At 33.9% G+C, this 20,699-nt stretch carries 21 protein-coding genes and 1 other annotated feature; of the genes, 1 reads left to right on the forward strand and 20 read right to left on the reverse strand.

Going from position 1 to position 20,699, the window contains the following annotated elements:
- Positions 1 to 23: 23 nt before the first annotated feature.
- The 17 genes from secA to ACHAJD_RS02005 form a co-directional block, all read right to left on the reverse strand.
- Positions 24 to 2,525, reverse strand: coding sequence for a preprotein translocase subunit SecA (gene secA / locus ACHAJD_RS01925; protein ID WP_435584165.1), 2,502 nt, complete (start codon positions 2,523 to 2,525; stop codon positions 24 to 26).
- Between the two features lie 127 nt (positions 2,526 to 2,652).
- Positions 2,653 to 3,192: a ribosome hibernation-promoting factor, HPF/YfiA family gene (hpf, locus tag ACHAJD_RS01930; protein WP_435584166.1), complete on the reverse strand. Its 540-nt coding sequence runs from the start codon at positions 3,190 to 3,192 to the stop codon at positions 2,653 to 2,655.
- 73 nt (positions 3,193 to 3,265) lie between these two features.
- The gene (locus ACHAJD_RS01935; protein ID WP_435584167.1) at positions 3,266 to 3,646 is read right to left on the reverse strand and encodes a hypothetical protein; all 381 of its coding nucleotides are present in this window, start codon (positions 3,644 to 3,646) and stop codon (positions 3,266 to 3,268) included.
- A 50-nt stretch (positions 3,647 to 3,696) separates the two neighbouring features.
- Entirely contained in the window at positions 3,697 to 3,954 is a 258-nt protein-coding gene (locus ACHAJD_RS01940; RefSeq protein WP_435584168.1) for a hypothetical protein, read from the reverse strand.
- A 68-nt stretch (positions 3,955 to 4,022) separates the two neighbouring features.
- Positions 4,023 to 4,574 carry a CueP family metal-binding protein gene (locus ACHAJD_RS01945; RefSeq protein ID WP_435584169.1) on the reverse strand — a complete coding sequence of 184 codons (552 nt, stop codon included), beginning with the start codon at positions 4,572 to 4,574 and terminating at the stop codon, positions 4,023 to 4,025.
- A complete protein-coding gene (locus tag ACHAJD_RS01950; protein ID WP_435584170.1) occupies positions 4,561 to 4,863 on the reverse strand; it encodes an SHOCT domain-containing protein in 303 nt (100 codons plus the stop codon). Before ACHAJD_RS01950 ends, ACHAJD_RS01945 begins: the two co-directional genes overlap by 14 nt.
- Positions 4,864 to 4,906: 43 nt before the next feature.
- The gene (locus ACHAJD_RS01955) at positions 4,907 to 6,142 is read right to left on the reverse strand and encodes a sensor histidine kinase (protein ID WP_435584171.1); all 1,236 of its coding nucleotides are present in this window, start codon (positions 6,140 to 6,142) and stop codon (positions 4,907 to 4,909) included.
- Positions 6,135 to 6,818 carry a response regulator transcription factor gene (locus tag ACHAJD_RS01960; RefSeq protein ID WP_435584172.1) on the reverse strand — a complete coding sequence of 228 codons (684 nt, stop codon included), beginning with the start codon at positions 6,816 to 6,818 and terminating at the stop codon, positions 6,135 to 6,137. The genes ACHAJD_RS01955 and ACHAJD_RS01960 overlap by 8 nt, the downstream gene beginning before the upstream one ends.
- 89 nt (positions 6,819 to 6,907) lie before the next feature.
- Positions 6,908 to 7,969, reverse strand: a complete 1,062-nt coding sequence (gene buk, locus ACHAJD_RS01965) for a butyrate kinase (RefSeq protein WP_435584173.1) — start codon at positions 7,967 to 7,969, stop codon at positions 6,908 to 6,910.
- A 23-nt stretch (positions 7,970 to 7,992) separates the two neighbouring features.
- A complete protein-coding gene (locus tag ACHAJD_RS01970; protein ID WP_435584174.1) occupies positions 7,993 to 8,541 on the reverse strand; it encodes a 2-oxoacid:ferredoxin oxidoreductase subunit gamma family protein in 549 nt (182 codons plus the stop codon).
- Positions 8,531 to 9,295: a thiamine pyrophosphate-dependent enzyme gene (locus ACHAJD_RS01975; RefSeq protein WP_435584175.1), complete on the reverse strand. Its 765-nt coding sequence runs from the start codon at positions 9,293 to 9,295 to the stop codon at positions 8,531 to 8,533. The genes ACHAJD_RS01970 and ACHAJD_RS01975 overlap by 11 nt, the downstream gene beginning before the upstream one ends.
- Positions 9,295 to 10,362 carry a 3-methyl-2-oxobutanoate dehydrogenase subunit VorB gene (locus tag ACHAJD_RS01980; protein WP_435584176.1) on the reverse strand — a complete coding sequence of 356 codons (1,068 nt, stop codon included), beginning with the start codon at positions 10,360 to 10,362 and terminating at the stop codon, positions 9,295 to 9,297. The genes ACHAJD_RS01975 and ACHAJD_RS01980 overlap by 1 nt, the downstream gene beginning before the upstream one ends.
- Before the next feature lie 4 nt (positions 10,363 to 10,366).
- On the reverse strand, positions 10,367 to 10,591 hold the full coding sequence (locus ACHAJD_RS01985; RefSeq protein ID WP_435584177.1) for a 4Fe-4S dicluster domain-containing protein: 225 nt from the start codon (positions 10,589 to 10,591) through the stop codon (positions 10,367 to 10,369).
- Between the two features lie 9 nt (positions 10,592 to 10,600).
- On the reverse strand, positions 10,601 to 11,251 hold the full coding sequence (locus ACHAJD_RS01990; protein WP_435584178.1) for an ATP-binding protein: 651 nt from the start codon (positions 11,249 to 11,251) through the stop codon (positions 10,601 to 10,603).
- A complete protein-coding gene (locus ACHAJD_RS01995; protein ID WP_435584179.1) occupies positions 11,251 to 12,321 on the reverse strand; it encodes a Glu/Leu/Phe/Val family dehydrogenase in 1,071 nt (356 codons plus the stop codon). Before ACHAJD_RS01995 ends, ACHAJD_RS01990 begins: the two co-directional genes overlap by 1 nt.
- Before the next feature lie 196 nt (positions 12,322 to 12,517).
- Entirely contained in the window at positions 12,518 to 14,920 is a 2,403-nt protein-coding gene (gene leuS / locus ACHAJD_RS02000) for a leucine--tRNA ligase (RefSeq protein ID WP_435584180.1), read from the reverse strand.
- Between the two features lie 40 nt (positions 14,921 to 14,960).
- Positions 14,961 to 15,168, reverse strand: a binding site (T-box leader).
- A 35-nt stretch (positions 15,169 to 15,203) separates the two neighbouring features.
- Entirely contained in the window at positions 15,204 to 16,013 is an 810-nt protein-coding gene (locus ACHAJD_RS02005; RefSeq protein ID WP_435584181.1) for a DUF1189 family protein, read from the reverse strand.
- 73 nt (positions 16,014 to 16,086) lie between these two features.
- Between ACHAJD_RS02005 and mnmL the strand changes: the two genes are divergently transcribed.
- The gene (mnmL, locus tag ACHAJD_RS02010; protein ID WP_435584182.1) at positions 16,087 to 17,016 is read left to right on the forward strand and encodes a tRNA modification radical SAM protein MnmL/YtqA; all 930 of its coding nucleotides are present in this window, start codon (positions 16,087 to 16,089) and stop codon (positions 17,014 to 17,016) included.
- Positions 17,017 to 17,032: 16 nt separating this feature from the next.
- Here the strand turns inward: mnmL and ACHAJD_RS02015 are convergent, their stop codons facing one another.
- The 3 genes from ACHAJD_RS02015 to ACHAJD_RS02025 are packed head-to-tail and all read right to left on the reverse strand — an operon-like array spanning position 17,033 to position 20,697.
- Complete coding sequence (locus ACHAJD_RS02015) at positions 17,033 to 18,313, reverse strand: triphosphoribosyl-dephospho-CoA synthase (protein ID WP_435584183.1); 1,281 nt, start codon at positions 18,311 to 18,313, stop codon at positions 17,033 to 17,035.
- Positions 18,279 to 19,292 carry a [citrate (pro-3S)-lyase] ligase gene (locus tag ACHAJD_RS02020; RefSeq protein ID WP_435584184.1) on the reverse strand — a complete coding sequence of 338 codons (1,014 nt, stop codon included), beginning with the start codon at positions 19,290 to 19,292 and terminating at the stop codon, positions 18,279 to 18,281. Before ACHAJD_RS02020 ends, ACHAJD_RS02015 begins: the two co-directional genes overlap by 35 nt.
- Positions 19,293 to 19,296: 4 nt before the next feature.
- Positions 19,297 to 20,697, reverse strand: a complete 1,401-nt coding sequence (locus ACHAJD_RS02025; protein ID WP_435584185.1) for a citrate lyase subunit alpha — start codon at positions 20,695 to 20,697, stop codon at positions 19,297 to 19,299.
- Between the last annotated feature and the right edge of the window lie 2 nt (positions 20,698 to 20,699).

Below are 20,699 nucleotides of genomic sequence, written 5' to 3' on the forward strand. Positions count from 1 at the left end.
AAGATAGACTTGAGTCATTAATTTTATCTGCCGTGGCAGTGTTTATATTTCTTACCACTACCGCATGGACATGGATCATTGCGTCCAACTTTTGTGGAAGTTTTTGGTTGACGTTTTTCTTGTTCTTCTTTACCTGAATAAGTTGCGGTTGGTTTTGCGACTTGAACACGTTGTAAGTTGTCTCTAACTACAGCTCTTAACACATAACGTGTAATATCTGTTTCAATTGAAGTGATCATTTCTTCAAACATAGAAAATCCAATTTCTTTGTATTCACGTAAAGGGTTTTCTTGTGCGTAAGAACGTAATCCAATCGATTGACGCAACTCACTCATTTGATCGATGTGTTGAACCCAGTAAGTATCGACAACACGCAGCATAACTGCTTTTAAGAACTCGTTGTATTTTTCTTCACCAAAGGTTTTAAGTTTTTTCTCTAAATCTTCAGTAACAAGTGATTGTAGGTACACTGTTGTTTCTTCTTGATTTTCACTGAGTTGTGCTTTTTCAACGACACCTGGATTAAACATTTTACCGTTTAATGCATCAAATAATTTATTAACATCTACTATAGATGCTTTCTTTTCTACATTTGTATATTGATATACAATATTTTCCATGTATCTTTTAACAATTTCTTCAGCACTATCTTTAATGGAATCTAGTAGTAAAATATCACTTCTTTGCTGATAAATGATTTCACGTTGCTGTCTTAATACTTCATCATATTGAAGAACGGTTTTACGACGATCAAAGTTTGACCCCTCGATTTGCGTTTGAGCACGTTTAATGAAACGTGAGAAAACACCGTATTCAAGTGGTCTTTCTTGGTCTGAATTTTTATCTCGTGTTAGCATGTCTAATCGTTTTTTGAACGAATCTCCACCAAATCTTCTTACTAATTCATCTTCTGCAGAGATAAAAAATCTTGAATACCCAGGGTCTCCTTGACGACCACTACGTCCACGCAACTGATTGTCAATACGACGTGATTCGTGACGTTCTGTTCCTAACACTGCTAACCCACCTAGTTCTTTGACACCAGGGCCAAGTTTAATATCTGTTCCACGACCAGCCATATTGGTTGCGATTGTTACAGAACCTTTTTTACCTGCATTTTCAACAATTTCTGCTTCACGTTCATGTTGTTTTGCGTTTAATACGCTATGTGGAACGCCGCGACGTTTTAGTAATTTACTTAGTAATTCACTACTTTCAATTGATATGGTCCCAACTAACATCGGTTGTCCTTTTAAATAACGCGCTTTAATGTCTTCTGCAAGTGCGTTGAATTTTGCTTGCATGGTTGAAAAAATTAAGTCATTAGCATCTTCACGAACGACCGGTTTATTCGTAGGAATTTCTACAACCAACATGTTGTAGATATTTCTGAATTCTTCTTCTTCAGTTTTTGCTGTACCCGTCATCCCTGAAAGTTTTTTGTACATTCTAAAGAAATTTTGGAAGGTGATGGTTGCAAGCGTTGTGGTTTCTTTTTTAATTTCAACGCCTTCTTTTGCTTCTAAAGCTTGGTGCAATCCTTCACTAAACTGACGCCCATGCATTAAGCGACCAGTGAACTGGTCGACAATAATAACTTCGTTATCTTGAACAACATAATCAACATCATTTTCCATGGTGTAATTTGCCTTAATTGCATTGTTTAGATGATGTAATAGCCCAACATGGGTTACATCATATAAGTTTTCTACGCTAAAATAGCGTTCTGCCTTAGTAATCCCATCTTTTGTAAGATTAACGCTTTTTGACTTAACGTCAATTTCATAATCCTCATCTTCTAAAGTACGTGCAAATGCTTGAGCTTGTAAGTATAAGTTTGCTGTTTGTTTTGCACCACCAGAAATAATTAAAGGGGTTCTAGCCTCATCAATTAAAATCGAGTCGACCTCATCGATGATTGCAAAGTTTAAAGGTTTTTGTACCATGTCTTCTTTATAAATCACCATGTGATCTCTTAGGTAATCGAATCCTAGTTCATTATTAGTTGAGTAAAGTATATCACTTTGATATGCCTCACGTTTTTCTTCTTTTGTTAGCTCGCGTTTATTTAAGCCAACTGTTAAACCTAAGAAACGAAAAATATCGCCAATTTCTCCCTCAGCCTCACGTGCAGCTAAGTACTCATTGACGGTAACGATATGAACGCCATCACCTGTTAATGCATTTAAATAAGCAGGCATGACAGCCGTTAAGGTTTTACCTTCACCTGTTTTCATTTCAGCAATGTTTCCTTCGTGTATAACATGGGCACCCATGACTTGGACTTTAAATGGTGTCATGTTTGTAACTCTGGTTGATGCTTCTCTTACTAAGGCATATGCTTCTACTTCTAAACTCTCAAGTGTTTCGCCTTCTAAAACACGTTTTTTAAATGCTTCAGTCATTTCTTTAATTTGATCATCGGTTAATTTTTTATAATCATCTTCTATCGCTAATACTTGATCAGCAAAAACTTCTAGCTGTTTAATAGTTTTGCGAGTAGGATCAAATAATTTTTTAAACATATTTCCACCTCATTTTGTCATAAATATCATATCACAAAGACAGTCATTTTCCAAAGGGTTTTACTACGTAAACCGTTGCATTTATAATATTTTTTCGCAAAAAAAATGCGCCAGAGGCGCATTTAAATTATTCTGTTTCTATAACGGCGTATTTCCCGTCATTTCTTAAGTAAATGATACTTACTTTTTCTGATATGTCATCTTTGAAGATGAAGAAGTCATGATCGAGCATTTCCATTGCTGTAATTGCTTCATCTGTAGACATTCTTTCTAACATAATGTTTTTACGTTTCACTGGAGTTCTAACAAGTTCTCTTTCAAGTGCTTCTAGATCAACTTCTTCTGAGAAGAGTTCGCCTACACCTTCTTTTTTCTGTAAACTTCGGGTAATTTTAGTTTTGTTTTTACGAATCTGACTTTCTAATTTATCAATAGCTAAATCGATTGCTGCGTACATATCATCATTACTTACTTCAGCACGCATGGTGTAATATTTTGTTGGAATGGTTACTTCAACTCTGTGGTGGTCTTTGTATGTTTTACAGACCACGAAAGCATCTAGTTCTTCTCGGAAATAACGTTCAACTTTCTCTAATTTGTCTTTTGCGTAATTCTCGATGGCTTCTGTGACTTTGAAACCATTCTTTCCTCTGACTTCAACGAGCATCACAATCATCTCCTTATTCGTTTATACTTTATTATAGCACACTGTATTTTTTTAGTAACTATTTTACATGAAATTATCCGTTCGAAATATGATTTTCAAAAATAATCTGCATATAATCCGTAAAGTATTCGTAGTAAAAAAGTTTTAAGGGATTAAGTAATCTTGCAAAGTAAAAAAAGACAATCGGGGTTTTTAACCAGTTTTCTTCATAGAAAATAATGGATTGACCACTTTCATTACATAACCATTCAAATGCTTTTTTGGTTAACATTGGATGTTCTTTTTTATGATAACTAAAACATTCCACTGTATTATAGTTTATGGGAAATATCTCGTATTTAATTGGATATTTTGAAAGTGTTTCACAGGGGATGCATTGTTTTTTATATGAAAAGATACTTTCAAATGTTTGGGGTCTTATGTAAAAAGTTTGACAGGTATCACACGTAGGCATAAAAAAAACTCCTTTTTATTTATTGATACACAAAAAGGCGTTTTATTTCTTTATAGGATTTGTCCAAATATAAAAACGATGAGTGCTAGCGCAAAAAATGTTATGCCAATAATTAAAAGTCTTTTAGCTTGCGGCATAATTTGTTCTTTTACAGCGCGAAAAGATAATGCAAAAAACAGTAAACTAAATGCCAGTAAATTTAAGGGAATAAGTAATGTGAGTTCGCCTACTTTAAGTAGTGTGAGTAAAAACACAATAAAGATTAGTGTTAAGGTAACTGAAATAAGTGTTTTAGGATTGTTTTTCATAACCTCACCTCTATATATATTATATCACCGGTTAAAATCGGATACAAAAAAAATCGCAAAATTGCGATTTATTTTAATTGCATGGTTGTAAGGCAAGTATAATCTGTTTGATAGGTTGAGAAATCATGTGTTGCGCTTAATCCATTATACGTTACGGTAATATTTGCTTGAACCCCTCTTGGTAACCAAATACCGATGAATCCGTTATCTAAGGCCGTTGCTTCTCCATCAAATAATACATTATCGTTTTCATCAATAATGACAATATATAATGTTTCGTTGGCTAGTTCTGCACGGCAGGTAGTTAAATTATGCGTCCCGCATGGATGGGTATGGTTAATATATGGGGCAACTGATAAATAAAAGTATTCTTCAGGGATGTCATATTGAAAAACGGTATCGCCAAATCTTAAAGTTAAAGTATCTGCGCTTATTGATGCGATAAGTTGATTAGGGTCTATGGTTCTTCTTTCTAGTTCATCGACCATTTCCATTGGGGTAAGTCCGTCTAGATTATGGCGCTTTAGTACTTGATTTTCACTCATATAAAAACTTCTTAATCCAGCAAATGCACCGATTAAGACGATAAATGCAATAATGGTAATATTAATACTTTTCATTATTTGTCTCCTCTTCAATTTGTTTTTTTAGTGTTTGAAATTCTGAAATTGTAATTTCACCATTTGCAAGTCGCTTTTTCAAAATTTCTATTGGTTTTTTTGTAGAATTCTTAGGAGATAAGTTTATGAAAATCACAATTAATATCACAATCCAAAATAGCATCATGTAAGGAAAATGAAACATGCCTCTTAAAAAATGATGGTTTGGAAAATAAACACCATAAAATAAATACATGCCTAAAGTAAATGTGATAAAAATAAAAATTCCTATATATATTAGTGGTTTCATATGATCAACTCCACTGATAGTATATATAGGAATTATGAACAAATTATGAAGGAAATGTTATTGTAATATTACTTCCTTTTGATGAAGATTTAATTGTGATTTGTCCGTGATACTTCTCAACGATATTTTTAACCATTAATAACCCTAAGCCTGTCCCTTTTTTCGAAGAATGTGGGATATTTCGATTAATGTGATTAAGTGCTTCTTCACTAAATCCTTCCCCATTTTCTTTAACTTGGATTTGTAGAGGATTTTCGCTTAAATTAATATCAACTTGTGTTGCATTTTTTGCATAATGGTAGACGTTACTTAGTAAGTGATCAATCAACCGTTTTATGTCTTGTTTTTGACAGTTAAAATAAACGTTAGGCGCAATAGATGCATTGATTTTTATGTGTTTTTGATCAAATAGTGGTTTGATACTGGCTAGTTGGGATTGGATAACTTGAGATATTGATTGTTCTTTGGTGACTTCTTCAGGATACTGTTCAATAATTTTAGGAATTAAACTGTCAATATGATTGATTTCTTCTTTAATGCTATGAAGTATGCCCTGATCTAGTTCTATGCGTTTTGATTCAATGCCTTCAACTATTGATTTTATAATGGTTAATGGCGTTTTAATATCGTGGGTTAGTGTTTGAATTTTTTGGTGGTGTTGATCTTTAATTTTATCAATCGTATCTAAGGTTTGTGTAAAAGTTTCATCAATTTCTAATAGTTCTTGAAAGTTGTATTGATTATAAAATGTTAAGGTGTGAATGCGTTTTTTAATGTTATCAAAATCTGCTATGATGACTTTGGTTTGATTTTTTACATAAACGTGTAAAAGCAATAATCCTAAAATAAATATAACGATAAATATCGTATTAAATGTAATGAAGTAGGTTGTATTAATGCTTGTTATAGATGATGCCATATGATCGATACTTAAGGTTGCAAACGGTGCTTCATTATAGTAAATTGTATACTCTTTAGCGTTAGATGGTGGAATGTGTGTTGTTTGAGTCGTTTGGGTTAATAGCCCAATATATTCTAAATAAACTTGATGAGTATGCCCATAGTGTTCTAAAAATATAAGTGCTGTTTCTTCACCTGATTCTTCTATTAAATGCTCCATCATCTCAACAAGTGCTTCATTTTGGTAATCAATTGTTTGATTAATAAAGCGTATATTAATGGTAATAAAGGCAATGTTAACGATTAAGAACACAATGGTATAAAAAATCGTAAAGCCAAGTACTATGCGTTTTTGTAAGAATGTTTTAATATTATGCATCCTTATCACCTACAAACTTATAACCCCCACCATAAATGGTTTTAATTAATCGTGGGTTTTTAGAATCATCTTTAATTTTTTTCCTAATATTTTTGATGTGCGCATCAATCACGCGATCAAAGGCTTCACTATTTAAATTAGTAAGCTCGATGATTTGTTCTCTAGTAAGGACTTGGTTTTGATGCTTAACTAAGGTTAATATAATTTGATACTCAGCATAGGTAAGATCAACTTTTTCTCCTAATACTTGTATTTCTTGATTTAGTGCATTAATGATTAAATGCTGGTTATTAAATGTGGTTATGTTTTTATTTGATTTGATTATTCTTTGGGATACGTTTTTAATTCTTATCATTAACTCTTCGAGTGAAAATGGCTTGGTTAAATAATCATCTGCTCCAAGCTGTAAAACATCAAGACGTTCTAAAATATCTGTTTTAGCAGAGACGACTATGATATATACAGTACTGCTTTCTCGTATTTTTTTTATAAAAGCTTCGCCAGTCATGTTTTTTAACATTAAGTCTGTGATGACTAAATCGATTTGTTTTTCGTTTAAAACCTTTAGTCCTTCTTCAGCAGAAAAAACAGAAGTTGTTTGATAGCCTTCTTGATTACAATATAATGTGATAAGATGATTAATTTTTAAGTTGTCTTCAATAATTAGAATATGCATAAAATCACCACGTTTCTAATTCTATTGTAACATTTTGAAGGAATTATGAATTTTTTATAATAAAAAATCAGTCTTTCGACTGATTTTATTTAATATTGTTTTGGTTCAATAACACCAGTTAAGTAAGCATGCATATTAAAGGCTAATGCTTCTAGTTCGTTTTCACCTGGATAAATCACGAGTTCTCCTAAATGTTCAATCATTTCAATAAGTGGTTGAATGATATCTTGATTGTAAGCTAAACCACCTGTAATAATGATTGCATCTAAATTCCCTTTTGTAATGGCGTATAAACTACCAATTTCCTTAGCAATTTGATACACCATTGCTTTGACGACTTTACTAGCTTCAACGCGTCCAGATGAAAGCATATCAGAAACTTCTTCTGCGTCTTTGGTGTTTAAATAACTAAACATACCCCCGTATCCGTGGATAAGTTTACGTAGTTCTTCTTTAGTATATTGCCCACTATAGGCTAAATCAATAATACTGCACACTGGTAAACTACCTGTTCTTTCTGGTGAAAAAGGTCCATCACCATCAAGGGCATTATTTACATCAACTACGCGTCCTTTTTTATGGTAACCTACGCTTATGCCACCACCCAAATGGGCAACAATTAAGTGAAGATCTTCATAAGGTATATTGATTTTTTCTGAATACTTTCTTGCGACAGCTTTTTGGTTAAGTGCATGAAATAAACTTCGTCTTGTAATCCCGTTTAGTCCACTCATTTTGGCAACGTTACTCATTTCATCTACAACAACTGGATCTGCAATATAGGCTTTTTTGCCTACTTGTGATGCAAGACTATGGGCGATTAACCCTCCAAGATTTGATGCATGCGAACCGTGTTTGTTGGTTTTTAAATCATCAATCATTTGGTCATTGACTTCATAAAGGCCACTATCTAATGGACGTAGTAATCCGCCTCTTCCAATGAATCCATCAATTGCACTAAGTCTAATGTCGTATTCATTTAAAAAGTCTAGGATTAGTGTTTGTCTCATTGGGAGTTGGTCGATGAGATGTTCAAAGGTTAACATTTCTCCATCATCATGTTTTATGGTTGCTTTTGCAATGCGCTTTAACCCTTCAAATACCGCAACTTTAGTACTGGTTGATCCAGGATTGATCGTTAAGATCTTCATGGTTTCACCCTTTCTTGTATTGGTTATGAGGATGCAATGCGCATCCCAAGCTCAAGTGCTTGTTGGTTAATTTCAATAAGTGATTCTTTTGCACCAGCAAAAATTTTATCTAATACTTTAAAAATCGCTTCTTTTTTGAATACATTAGTTTGACCGATATAAGCCCCTAACATAATCATGTTGGCTACTTTTAAGTTACCAAGTTGTAAGGCTAGTGTATTTGCATCAACTTCGATGACTTTTATGTCTTCTCTATAAGGTTGGTTTTTTACGAGTGAGCTATTTACTATAAGTAATCCACCTTTTTTAATTTTGCTTTGAAACTTATTTAGAGAAGGTAGATTTAGGGCTAAAACACTATCTGGTTTTGTGACGATGGGCGAGTTTATAGCTGGTTTAGATATCGTTACCGAACAGTTAGCCGTTCCACCGCGTGTTTCTGGTCCATAAGAAGGAATCCAAACAGTATTTAAGTCTTCATTAGTTGCAGCATATGAAAGCATTTGGCCAATTAACATTACGCCTTGACCACCAAAGCCTGCTATGATAACTTGTTCTTCGTTATTTTTCATCATCTTCACCCTTAGTTGCGTCTTTATATACCCCTAATGGATAATAAGGAATTAAGTGATCCACCGCCCATTTTAATGAATCATTCGGTGTCATTCCCCAGTTTACAGGACACGTTGAGATAAATTCGATCATTGAGAATCCTTGTTTTTTTGTTTGAACATCAAAAGCTTTTAGTAATGCTTTTTTAGCTTGGCGAATATGTTTAGGATCATGAACACTTACACGCTCTAAATAAGTTGAACCTGGAACGGTTGCAAGTAGTTCTGACATTTTAAGTGGCAAGCCTGTTTCAGCTTGTTCGCGACCTCTTGGTGAGGTTGAAGTTTTTTGGCCAATTAAAGTGGTTGGGGCCATTTGACCACCCGTCATACCGTAAATAGCATTATTAACAAATATAACTGTGATGTTTTCACCGCGATGAGCGGCGTGTACAATTTCTGCCATTCCAATACTTGCTAAGTCTCCATCACCTTGATACGTAAATACCGTTGCATCAGGTTTAACACGTTTTACACCGGTCGCAACAGCTGGAGCACGTCCATGTGCAGCTTGTTGCATGTCACAGTTAAAAAATTCATAACTCATAACGCTACATCCAACACTTGCAATACCAACAGTTGTATCAAGCAATCCTTTTTCAACGAGTACTTCTCCAACAAGTTTATGAATAATCCCATGTGTACAACCTGGACAGTACGTAAGATCACGTTTTACTAAGCCTTCAGTTGGTTGATAAATTGTTTGAGTTTTCATTATTTACGCCCCCTAACAATTTTTTTAACAGCTTTAATGATTTCGTCTGCTTCTGGTACAACGCCACCAGTACGACCGAAGAACTCGATGTTATAACGCCCGTTATTAACAATTTTAACGTCTTGTATCATTTGTCCTAAACTCATTTCTACTGTTAATAATGTATGGACAGTTTCAGGGAGTTCATTAAAAGCTTTTTCTGGGAATGGCCAAATTGCAATTGGACGGATAATTCCCACATTAATGCCTTGTTTTTTAAGGGTGTTAATAGCACTACGTGCAATACGCGCCATTGAACCATAAGCTACAATAACAACTTCTGCTTGATCTAAGTTTATCAACTCATAACGTTGTTCTTTTTTTATCATTTCATCGTATTTCTTTTGAAGTTTTAAGTTGTGTTTTTCTAAGTTGTATGGGTCTAAGTGTAAAGAAACGATTTTATTTCTTTCACCACGTTCTCCACTTTTTCCATCAGCTGCCCAAGTTTTTGGGGCTAATTTTTTCTTTGGAATTTTCTTGTCGATATCAACAGGTTCCATCATTTGCCCAATTAAACCATCAACGGCAATCATAACTGGATTACGGTAATAATCAGCTAAATCAAATGCTTGTTTAACCACATCAACGGTTTCTTGTAATGATTCAGGTGCATATGCCAGCATATGATAATCGCCGTTTCCGCCACCTCTGGTTATTTGGTTGTAGTCTGCTTGTGAAGGTTGAATCCCTCCAAGTCCTGGTCCACCGCGCATAACATTGATAATAACACATGGTAATTCACTACCTACAATATAGCTAATCCCTTCTTGTTTTAAAGCAATCCCTGGACTAGATGATGACGTTAAAACACGTGCTCCTGCTCCTGCAGCGCCGTAAACCATATTGATGGCTGCGACTTCACTTTCTGCTTGAACAAAAACACGTCCATAAGTTTTCATATGGTAAGATAAATATTCTGGTATTTCATTTTGTGGGGTTATCGGATAACCAAAAAACGCGTCACAACCACCTTTGATTGCAGCTAACGCCATGGCTTCGTTCCCTTTCATTAATACTTTAGCCATTGTTTCACTCCTTTAAGAATCGTTCAACCGTAATAACTGAATCAGGACATATCATTGCACAAAAAGTACAAGCGATACATTTTTCCGGATCATTTACCATTAGAGGTGTATACCCCTTTGCGTTTGTGGTTGAAGTATCTAATTCTAGTATATGCACTGGGCATTGATACACACATAATGCACATCCTTTACACTTATCGTAATCGATAATAATTCTACCTTTTGCCATATTTTCCTCCTATAGCCAATGTTGTGCCAAGTAACGGATTAATGTACGATTTTCTCCAGCAAATTTGGCTTCTGATTTGACATGTTCTTCTACAAATGTATAAACAATTGGAAGATTGAGTGCTTTAGATACTTTCTTAAGAACGCGCTCACCTTTTTTAATCATCGCTTCGTCGGTGTCGTCCATTAAGTTAGAATTGTTAATAAATCCTGTGACTTTTAACTGACTCGTTGCTTCTAAAGTTTCAATCATTTCAATAATTTGCGTTTCATTCATTGTTTCTGGTCTAAAAACATTAATTACGACTAAGTAATCAATTTCATCTTGATTTTTAATAAAATCTCGAAACTGCATCATTACTTTCGCTCCATGTTGTGTACCACCTAAATCGAATACAGCGGATAGATGCTTATTAACAAAAGGACGACTCCCTTTCGCACTTATGAAAGGGAGATCGCTACCAGATGCATTTTCAATGGTTGATTCGATTAACGTTACATCGTTTTTTTCTAATAATCCTCTAACACTTCTTGAGCGAAAATATGGATTAATAATATCTAAGTCAACCAAATAATTCAATCGATTTTGGATGGCCAAATTGACGGCAATTTCCGATTTACCAGATCCGTAATGACCCGTTAAAATCGTTATGCGTTTCATTAACGTTTAACGAAATTTGAGCGAACGGTACTGATGGTTTCAATGCGTGATTTAGCAAATATTTTAGCAGCGTTTTGTGTATGGGTATTGTTTTCTTTTGCTAAGCTATAAATATCTAACATACGGTCATAAATCTTTTCAATGTCATTGACTGCATTTTGCTTACTATAACCTTGTAATTCATGGTAAACATTGATTAATCCACCCGCATTAATAACAAAGTCAGGTGCGTAAAGAATGTTTTTATCTACAAGCATTTTTCCATGCTTTTCTTCGTCATCTAAAACGTTGTTTGAAGTTCCAGCAACAATTTTACATTTTAATTGTGGAATTGTTTTATCATTAATGACAGCCCCTAATGCACAAGGTGCAAATACATCAACTTCTAATCCATAAATATCATCTGGTTTAACAAACTCAACTTGTGGGAATTCCTTTTTAACTTTTTCAATATGCTTCGGATTAATTTCTGTGAAATAAACCTTTTTCGCTTTAGCCTCAAGTAAATAACCAATTAAGTAATAACCTGTTTGACCTGCGCCTTGTACTGCAAATGTTTTACCTTCAATTTCATCTGATCCAAATACTTCAAGTAATGAAGCACGGATACCATGGAATGCCCCTAGTGCTGTCATTGGTGAAGGGTTCCCTGACTTGTGTTTTAATCCAACCACAAAGTTAGTTTCCATATTTACAAAATCCATATCTTTTGTAGAAGTATTTACGTCTTCAGCAGTGATATAACGCCCATTTAAAGTTTGCACATAACGTCCTAAACCTCTAAAATACGCTTCACTTTTTACTTTTTCAGCATCACCAATTAGAACTGTTTTTCCACCACCAAGATTTAACCCTGCCGCAGCAGCTTTGTAAGTCATTCCACGTGCTAATCGTAGTACGTCTAAAACGGCATCATCTTCGTTTTCATAATCCCATAAACGGGTTCCTCCAAGTGCAGGGCCAAGTTGTGTATTATGAATACAAGTAATCCCTTTTAAACCAGTAGCTTTGTCGTGAAAAAACACTAATTGCTCATAACCATGTTTTTCCATGTACTCAAATTTTTTCATTAAAAAATCCTCCTTAAGAAAAGTAATCTCTCAAAATTTAAACGCTATTCGATGAAAGCGTTTTTACGTAAATGATTATACCATTTTATTAACAGTGTTTCAATGTTTATTCGCTTAATTTTTTATAAAACATTACAAATAGCTGTATGACAAATTTTACAATAAATAAACCCCTATTTCAAGGGGTTTATGTTATCTATAATACAATATTAATAAGTTTGTTTGGGACAACAATTACTTTTTTAATGGGTTTTTCATTGATGAATGTTTGAATTTTTGAAGAAGCCATTGCGATTTTTTCAACGGTCTCTTTTGGCAAGTCTTTTTCGACTTCAATTTTATCCCTAACTTTTCCGTTAATACTAATAACCATCGTCACAATTTCTTCTTCCATTTTACTTAAATCTGCTTTTGGATAATCCGTAAACATCATAGAACCTTCATAACCTAAACGGTTATAAATTTCTTCACAAATATGTGGAGCAAATGGATAAAGTAGTTTTAATAAGGTTAAATAAGTATTTTTTGAGATAGAATGTTGTTTGGCCAGTTCATTGGTCAATGCCATAAGTTTAGCAATGGCTGTGTTAAATTTAGTTTGTTCGATATCGCTATCAACTTCCGAAATTGTTTTATGCAAAACTCTTAAAACGTCTTTGTTATCTTCAACATTTGAAACTGAATCAAATAAGCGCCATACTTTATCTAAGAATCGACGCGCCCCTTTAACACCTGAATCACTCCATGGGGTTGATTGTTCATAATCACCAATAAATAAGATATATAAACGTAGGGTATCAGATCCATAATTTTCAATAATTTCAATTGGATTAACAACATTCCCTTTTGATTTACTCATTTTATCGCCATCAGGTCCTAATATTAAACCTTGTGCACTTCTTCTTTTATAAGGTTCTTCTGTTGGAACAGCGCCAATATCATGTAAGAATAAATGCCAAAATCTAGAATAGATAACATGGCGTGTCACGTGTTCCATGCCACCATTATACCAATCAACATCCATCCAATACTTAAGTTTTTCTATATCAGCGAGTTTATTAGGATTTTTAGGATCAGCATAGCGTAAGAAATACCAGCTACTTCCTGCCCACTGTGGCATCGTGTCTGTTTCTCTTTTAGCCGGTTTGTTACATTTAGGACATGTAGTATTAACAAATGATGGAATGTTTGCTAATGGGCTTTCTCCTGTGTCTGTTGGTTCAAAATGATCAACCTCAGGTAAGACAACTGGTAAATCCTCTTCTTTAACTGCAACCATGCCACAATCATCACAGTGCACAATTGGAATTGGTTCTCCCCAATATCGCTGTCGGTTAAATGCCCAATCTTTCATTTTAAAATTAACTGACTTTTTACCTAAATCATTTTCTTCTATAAATGTAATCATTTTACTAATGGCCTCTTTAACATCTAATCCATTGATGAAATCACTATTAATAAGTTTTCCACTATTAGTATCTGTGTAGGCTTCTTTACTAATATCGCCACCTTCTATAACTTCTACGATGTCACAGTTATGCGCTTTTGCGAATTCATAATCTCTTTGGTCATGTCCGGGTACAGCCATAATAGCGCCAGTTCCATATCCCATCATGACGTAATCTGCAACAAATATTGGCATTGCTTTCTTGTTGGCTGGGTTAATGGCGTTTATCCCTTCAAGCAATACACCTGTTTTGTCTTTAATAAGTTGTGTGCGTTCAAATTCTGTTTTAAGTTTGGCTTGATGTTGGTAATCATGCACCTTAGATATATTAGTAATTTGATCATGAAGTTTAATTAGTAATGGATGTTCTGGTGCAATGACCATAAAGGTTGCACCAAACAAGGTATCTGGTCTTGTAGTAAATACATCTAATGATTCGCTAGTATCTTTAATGTTAAAATTAATGATTGCGCCTTCGCTTTTACCAATCCAATTTTCTTGTTCTATTTTTATACGCGGTAACGTTTCTAGCTTATCAAGTCCATCAAGTAAACGTTGCGCATACTGAGTAATTTTTAAGAACCAAACATCTTTTTCTTTTTGTTCAACCTTAGTATCACAGCGGTCACACACACCGCCTTGACTTTCTTCATTTGAAAGTACGACCTTACATGAAGGACAGAAATTTACAAATGTTTTATTGCGGTAAGCTAAGTTATGTTCAAACAACTTCATAAAAATCCATTGTGTCCATTTATAGTAAGTTGGATCAGTAGTATCAACTATACGATCAAAATCAAATGAAAATCCAACTTCCTTTAGTTGTGAAGTGAATGTTTTAATGTTTTTATCGGTTACAATTCTTGGATGGATTTTTTCTTTAATGGCATAATTTTCAGTCGGTAACCCAAAGGCATCAAATCCAATAGGGAATAAGACATTATACCCTTCCATTCTTCGTTTTCTAGCAACAACTTCTAAACTAGTATACGCTCTTATATGCCCTACATGCATCCCTGCACCTGAAGGATATGGGAATTCGACTAATGCATAATATTTGGTTTTATCACTAAAATCTTCGGCTTTAAATAGCCCGTGATCGTACCAATACTTTTGCCATTTTTGTTCAATTGTTTTTGGATTATAGTCCATATAATCACTCCTTTTATGAATTAAAAAACGCCCTTAAAAATATAAGGACGAATAATTTCCGCGGTACCACCTTAGTTCTAGTTTCCTAGCACTTAAATTCTCTTAACGCGAGAAGTACGTTATAAGCTCACGAGTTGCACTTATAAAGCTCCCTAGACTAATTCATAAGTTTTACTCTTAGTTTACACCAACCACTAAGTCTCTTTGAAATAAAACGCTTATTACTACTTCTAGTTCGTCACTTTTACATAATCATAGCACGAAAATACGCGCTATTCAAGCATTAGTTCTTATTAACTCTCATGTAAATTTCAAGGGTTAATTTTGACATTTGTCTGAAGGCAATAAATAATAATAAAATAAACAAGAATATACTAAATCTTAACATCGATTCAAAGATTAAAACAATGTATAGTGATGTCGCTGCATAAGTCATCATGACATACATATGTCTAAATGAAACCTGCTTGACTCTTGTACGACTAATCAATGTATTGATAATGACAAATACTGAAAATAAAAACAAAGCACTTAAAATACTGGTTATCATTAATAAGGGTCCCCAGTAAACTCTTAACTCAAGCATTTCTTTATCAATGGTATCAAATAATGTCGTGTAAAAATCATTGCGCGTTTCAGGGGTAAAATTCAACGCAAAATTATGACTGTCTTCATGCAGTTCAACCAGAGGTTTAGTCCTTACAATATTTCCCATAAAAACTAAATATAGTGTCTCATCATGAACCACAAAGTAATAATTAAATCCTCGGTAATCACTTAAAGATAATGTTTCTGATGAGTTTATAACAACATTAAAATTTTCAAGTTCTATTAACGTGTGGTCAATGGTTTCATCACACACTAACGTTGCGTTACTGATTTCACAAGAGGATTCTAGTGCGATTGTATTTTCTCTTAGTGCTGTTTGTAATTGTTGGTTGATGCCTTGAAAATTGATGACATTAATCAAGGTTGATGTACTCATTAATACAGCGAAAAAAAGAAGATATCCCCATACTTTTAGTAGGCTATCTTTTCGATAATTGATAAGTTGGGCTGGATCGACTAAACTTGCACGGACTCTATTTAACATAATATCACCGTAATCATTATATCATAAAAGTAATTTAACGTATCCTATGATAGAATATTTATAGGTGAAGAAGATGAATTTTATAAATGAGGAAAAGAAATATCATACGTATAGTGATTATTTAAAAAGAACCTTCGGGAAGAAGGTTTTTAAAGTTGCCTTGAATGGTCATTTTACTTGTCCTAATAAAGATGGCCTTAAAGGCAAGGGTGGTTGTATTTATTGTTCCCCCTCAGGCAGTGGGGATTTTGCTGGTGATTTAAATGATGATTTATACACCCAATTTCACACAGTGAAAACGCGTATGCATGAAAAGTGGCCAGATGCTTATTACATTGCTTATTTTCAAGCAAATACGAATACTTATAAAGACGTTGATACATTAAGAGAAATGTTTGAATACAGTTTAACCCTTGATGATCATATTGTCGGTTTAAGTATTGCCACAAGACCAGATGCTCTTGACCAAGAAAAAGTAGCCATGCTTTATGAACTAAGTAAAAAGACGGTTTTACAAGTTGAACTTGGCTTACAATCCATTCATGAAGATACCAGTATTTGGATGAACCGAGGCCATGATTTAGCCTGTTTTAATCAAGCTGTAAAAATGTTAAGAGACAAGAACATTGATGTTGTTGTTCATATTATTAATGGGTTTCCAAATGAAGATAAAGCCATGATGCTTGAAACCGTTAAGCATTTAAATACTTTGCAGGTTCAAGGCATTAAAATCCATATGCTACATGTTATGGAGAAAACTTTACTTGGGACAATGTATAAACAACATCCTTTTAAACTTTTAACTTTAGAAGAATATGTTGATATTGTCGTTACACAGCTAGAACATTTAGATCCTAAAATTATCGTTCAACGTGTGACAGGTGACAGTCCTAAAGAGATGTTAATTGCCCCTGTTTGGACACTTAGAAAGTTCGTGGTCATGAATGAAATTGATAAACTTATGCGGAAGAAAAATACGTATCAAGGAATTTTTTACAAATAAAAAAATAGGCTAGCGCCTATTTAATATAGGTTTCAATACTTTCAATGAAAAATGTTAATGCAAGTAAGTCGGCACTTCCCCCAGGGGAGATGCCTTTTTCTTTATATTGTTTTGATAAGGCTTCATAGTATTCAAAGTTAAATGGTTCTTCTTTTAATAAATCACGCATATCATTTTTTACTTCTTTTAATACAGAGTAATTGTGTCTTTTAATAATGGTAGTATCTTCAAGATGGGCCATAATAGCACCTAATTTTTGGTAATGGTTGTAGGCTTTGTTTGGATACCATGAAAATACACTTGGGAACCCTTTACTTACTTCACCGCGTATGCCTTTTAACCCATAGGTTTGATAAATAATTTCTCCCGGGGTTAAGGTTTCTTTTTGTGACAAGTCTTCAAAATCATCTTTGGTGATGTCTTGAACAAAAGTCTGCATATTAAAAACGACTTCTTTAAGGGATGTTTGATGGATTATTCCATCCATTACAAATGGTAAAAATGCGCCGAATATGAAGATAGCACCTTTATGGGTATTAATATTACCCGTTGCTTTAAACATCGCTTTTTCTGCTTCTTTTCCTATATCACGTAGTCTGTGTAGATTTTTATCTAAGGTTATTCCTGCTTCTAAGAACTCTAGAAAATAAGGTTTAAGGGCTTCAATTGATTTTAGGAAATGACTAATATCCATATCCTTGTGTGCACCAGAATCGATGTGAGATACTAACCCAAATTTAGGATAAACGTAGACTTCTTTTCTTAACGCTTCTAAGGCGAGTTCCGTTAAAGCGTTTTTTATATAGTCAAACGTTTTATATTCGATAAAACGATTGAGTTCATCTAATGGATGTGTTTGATTTCTAGCACAAAAATGACCACTTTGATCACACAAGTAGCAACTTCTTTGTTCGGAAACAGCTCTTGATAGTGGTTGAGTATGATCATATACATCTAAATCAATAAATCGACCTAGTTGATGGGTGTTCTCTATATAAGTTGTTTGATTTTTAAGTGTTGTTTGATCTGAATCAATTAAAAATATATAATAGTTCCCATCATTCGATTCGAAATAATAACTCTCAATTGGGTCTAAAATGGTTTGTACTTGATGATGAAATAAGTTTAGCAAAAAACGCGTTACAACATTATTCTTAGGAAACCCAGGATAATTTGTTTTTAGCGTTAAAGCGGTATAAGGCGAATTACTGACATTTTTAATTTCTTGTAATCGCGCCTCTTTGGCCTCTAATATTAATCGTCTAATGGCGGTTTTCGTGTGTTTTAATTCTCTCAATGATATCATGCCCTTCGTTTGTTAATAAAAATGCATAGGTTGCTTCAATGACATAGGGTTTAACACTTTCTACGCCATTGTGTTTTAGTAATTTACGAACGGTTGATGCACTTATAGGTTGTTGATTTAATGTTTTTCTTGGTATGATAATAAAATTTTTATTTAAGTATTTACTCATGGTTTCGTTGTACATGTTAGTCATTGGACTTAATGGTTCTTCACCGACATAACGTTTATTGATGTGTAAAATTTTCATGTAGTATTCTTTAAATATGAGGACATCAATGAGTGCATGTTCTTCACGAATAACGGTTTCTTGTTTTAAGAAATATTTCGGAAATGTTGCATATGAAACTAAATATTCAAGGGATGGTACTACGGTAACATTTTTAAGTAGTTCACAAGCTTTTTTAACGATATTAAAACGAACATTAAATGGGAAAATACTTTTTTCTTCACTGACAACAAATACGATAACTTCATCATTTTCTTTTGAGACTGTTTCTATTAAATGATAATGTCCTTTAGTCATAGGGTTCGCATTTACAACGACGCTTGCTTTAGGTTTATTTGAAATATTATACGTTTCCTTTAGTGTTTTTAGGGCTTCTTGAATCGTTGCGCCACCTTCTAAAAGGGAAAGTGTCATGGTTTGAACGATGGGTTTTAATCCTAAAGTTTTAAATAAGTGAGCTTGTTCATCTAAGGTATAGACAAAATAGTGATGAATCCCTTTTTGGTTTAGTCTTTTTATCATTTCACTCATTAAGCTTGAGAGTAAGTTTTGACCTTGATACTCGGGTAATATCGCTACACATTTGATGATATTGTTTGCACTACTTGCTGTTGCGATAAGTTTTTGATTTTCTTTTATAACAATCGTCTGATCTATATCATCTTCATATTGTAATTTAAATGTTTTTAAAAATGTTTTCACTGCTTCTTTTTCTTCTGGCATGATAATGTCATAAAAATTCATTATTTCACCTCTTTGTATAAAGTGTGTCAATAATTACGCCATCTCGGTCTTCAACTACACCAAGTGGAATGCCTTTATAAATTGTTTCTTGTGGGATCCCTGTATATTGATGTGCACGGTCCATCAGCGCATTGATAGAAACAATATCAAGCTTTGAGCCTTTTAATTTATCTAGTAAATCTTTACGATTTGGGTTAATTGCAATGCCACGTTCTGTCACAATGCAATCAATATTTTTGCCTAAGGTTGTAATGGTGTTCACTTGTTGTTTAATAATCGGTGTACGGGCTTTTAAAAGCGGTGTAACAATAATGGTAACCTTTGCATCAGTTGCGGTGTCACTGTGCCCACCAGATCCACCTATGATTAGGTTATAAGAGTCTGTTGTTACATTCACATTAAACTCAAGATCTATTTCTGTTGCCCCTAATATAACGACGTCTAAATCTTTAATAATTCGGTTAGGGTTTGATGGATTCGCATACGTATTCGCACTTATTGCATAATGGTTTTTATTTTTTTTGAGTGAGTTAATGGCTTCTAGATCAAAACATTGAACATCATATAACGTTTTGACAAGCCCTTCTTCTAACATTTCTACGTGATACTTAGTTATACCTCCTGAAAAGAAAGATGCTTGAATTTTTTTCTCTTTTAGGAGTTTTTTAATGGTTTGAGTCACGCGCAAGCTAACCCCACCTGCACCACTTTGAAATGAGAATCCTTCTTGAACTAAATCCAGTGCTTTTATGAGTTCACTAGCGTTTTTAGCAATTTTAACACCAACTGGATCGTTTGTGATTGCGGTTGTTCCACTTACAATCCCTTTTGCATCTCCAATCGAATCTAAAACGAGGATAAAATCTATATCAGCACCATCGATTTGCTTGAATTTTAGTTCATCTAATAATGTATCGGTTATGAGAACTTTTGTTTTAGCGTATTTTGAATCTTCAATAGCATAGCCTAAACTTCCGCAAGCATTTTTACCTTCAATGCCTGTTGCATTCCCTTGTTTATCACACGCAGGGGCTGCAATAAAAGCGATATCAACTTGATTTTCTCCTTCAATAAATGCACGCGCTCTACCACCATGAGTTTGCATTTTCAGTATTCCCTCTAGACTATGTTCTGCTAGATAACTAGCAACTGGTCCATTTAGATAGTTGGTGGTTATATGGGTAATTTGGCCATTTTTAAGAAGATCAAGAATTTTCGTATAACTTGGGAAAATCGATGATGGGTATAATGATATATCTTGTGTATTTAATGATTCAAATTTTGTAAGCACTTTGTTGATGATACCATCACCATTTCTTAAGTGATGGTGAAAAGAGATGGCTAAGCCATCTTTAATGGTTAAGTGCTCAAATAATTCATCGATTGTTTGACATATCACTTTCATAA

The sequence above is a fragment of the Liberiplasma polymorphum genome (assembly GCF_043951795.1).
Taxonomy (GTDB): Bacteria; Bacillota_I; Bacilli_A; order Izemoplasmatales; family Izemoplasmataceae; genus Liberiplasma; species Liberiplasma polymorphum.

Coding starts and splice junctions, on each gene's coding strand:
- ACHAJD_RS01935 (WP_435584167.1), bottom strand. CDS start 3,646: ATGCCTACGTGTGATACCTGTCAAACTTTTTACATAAGACCCCAAACA.
- ACHAJD_RS01970 (WP_435584174.1), bottom strand. CDS start 8,541: ATGAAAAATAACGAAGAACAAGTTATCATAGCAGGCTTTGGTGGTCAA.
- mnmL (WP_435584182.1), top strand. CDS start 16,087: ATGAATTTTATAAATGAGGAAAAGAAATATCATACGTATAGTGATTAT.
- ACHAJD_RS02005 (WP_435584181.1), bottom strand. CDS start 16,013: ATGTTAAATAGAGTCCGTGCAAGTTTAGTCGATCCAGCCCAACTTATC.
- ACHAJD_RS01995 (WP_435584179.1), bottom strand. CDS start 12,321: ATGAAAAAATTTGAGTACATGGAAAAACATGGTTATGAGCAATTAGTG.
- ACHAJD_RS01990 (WP_435584178.1), bottom strand. CDS start 11,251: ATGAAACGCATAACGATTTTAACGGGTCATTACGGATCTGGTAAATCG.
- ACHAJD_RS01985 (WP_435584177.1), bottom strand. CDS start 10,591: ATGGCAAAAGGTAGAATTATTATCGATTACGATAAGTGTAAAGGATGT.
- ACHAJD_RS02025 (WP_435584185.1), bottom strand. CDS start 20,697: ATGAAAGTGATATGTCAAACAATCGATGAATTATTTGAGCACTTAACC.
- ACHAJD_RS01960 (WP_435584172.1), bottom strand. CDS start 6,818: ATGCATATTCTAATTATTGAAGACAACTTAAAAATTAATCATCTTATC.
- ACHAJD_RS02020 (WP_435584184.1), bottom strand. CDS start 19,292: ATGAATTTTTATGACATTATCATGCCAGAAGAAAAAGAAGCAGTGAAA.
- ACHAJD_RS01980 (WP_435584176.1), bottom strand. CDS start 10,362: ATGGCTAAAGTATTAATGAAAGGGAACGAAGCCATGGCGTTAGCTGCA.
- ACHAJD_RS01955 (WP_435584171.1), bottom strand. CDS start 6,142: ATGCATAATATTAAAACATTCTTACAAAAACGCATAGTACTTGGCTTT.
- ACHAJD_RS01975 (WP_435584175.1), bottom strand. CDS start 9,295: ATGAAAACTCAAACAATTTATCAACCAACTGAAGGCTTAGTAAAACGT.
- secA (WP_435584165.1), bottom strand. CDS start 2,525: ATGTTTAAAAAATTATTTGATCCTACTCGCAAAACTATTAAACAGCTA.
- ACHAJD_RS01950 (WP_435584170.1), bottom strand. CDS start 4,863: ATGAAACCACTAATATATATAGGAATTTTTATTTTTATCACATTTACT.
- hpf (WP_435584166.1), bottom strand. CDS start 3,192: ATGCTCGTTGAAGTCAGAGGAAAGAATGGTTTCAAAGTCACAGAAGCC.
- leuS (WP_435584180.1), bottom strand. CDS start 14,920: ATGGACTATAATCCAAAAACAATTGAACAAAAATGGCAAAAGTATTGG.
- ACHAJD_RS01940 (WP_435584168.1), bottom strand. CDS start 3,954: ATGAAAAACAATCCTAAAACACTTATTTCAGTTACCTTAACACTAATC.
- buk (WP_435584173.1), bottom strand. CDS start 7,969: ATGAAGATCTTAACGATCAATCCTGGATCAACCAGTACTAAAGTTGCG.
- ACHAJD_RS01945 (WP_435584169.1), bottom strand. CDS start 4,574: ATGAAAAGTATTAATATTACCATTATTGCATTTATCGTCTTAATCGGT.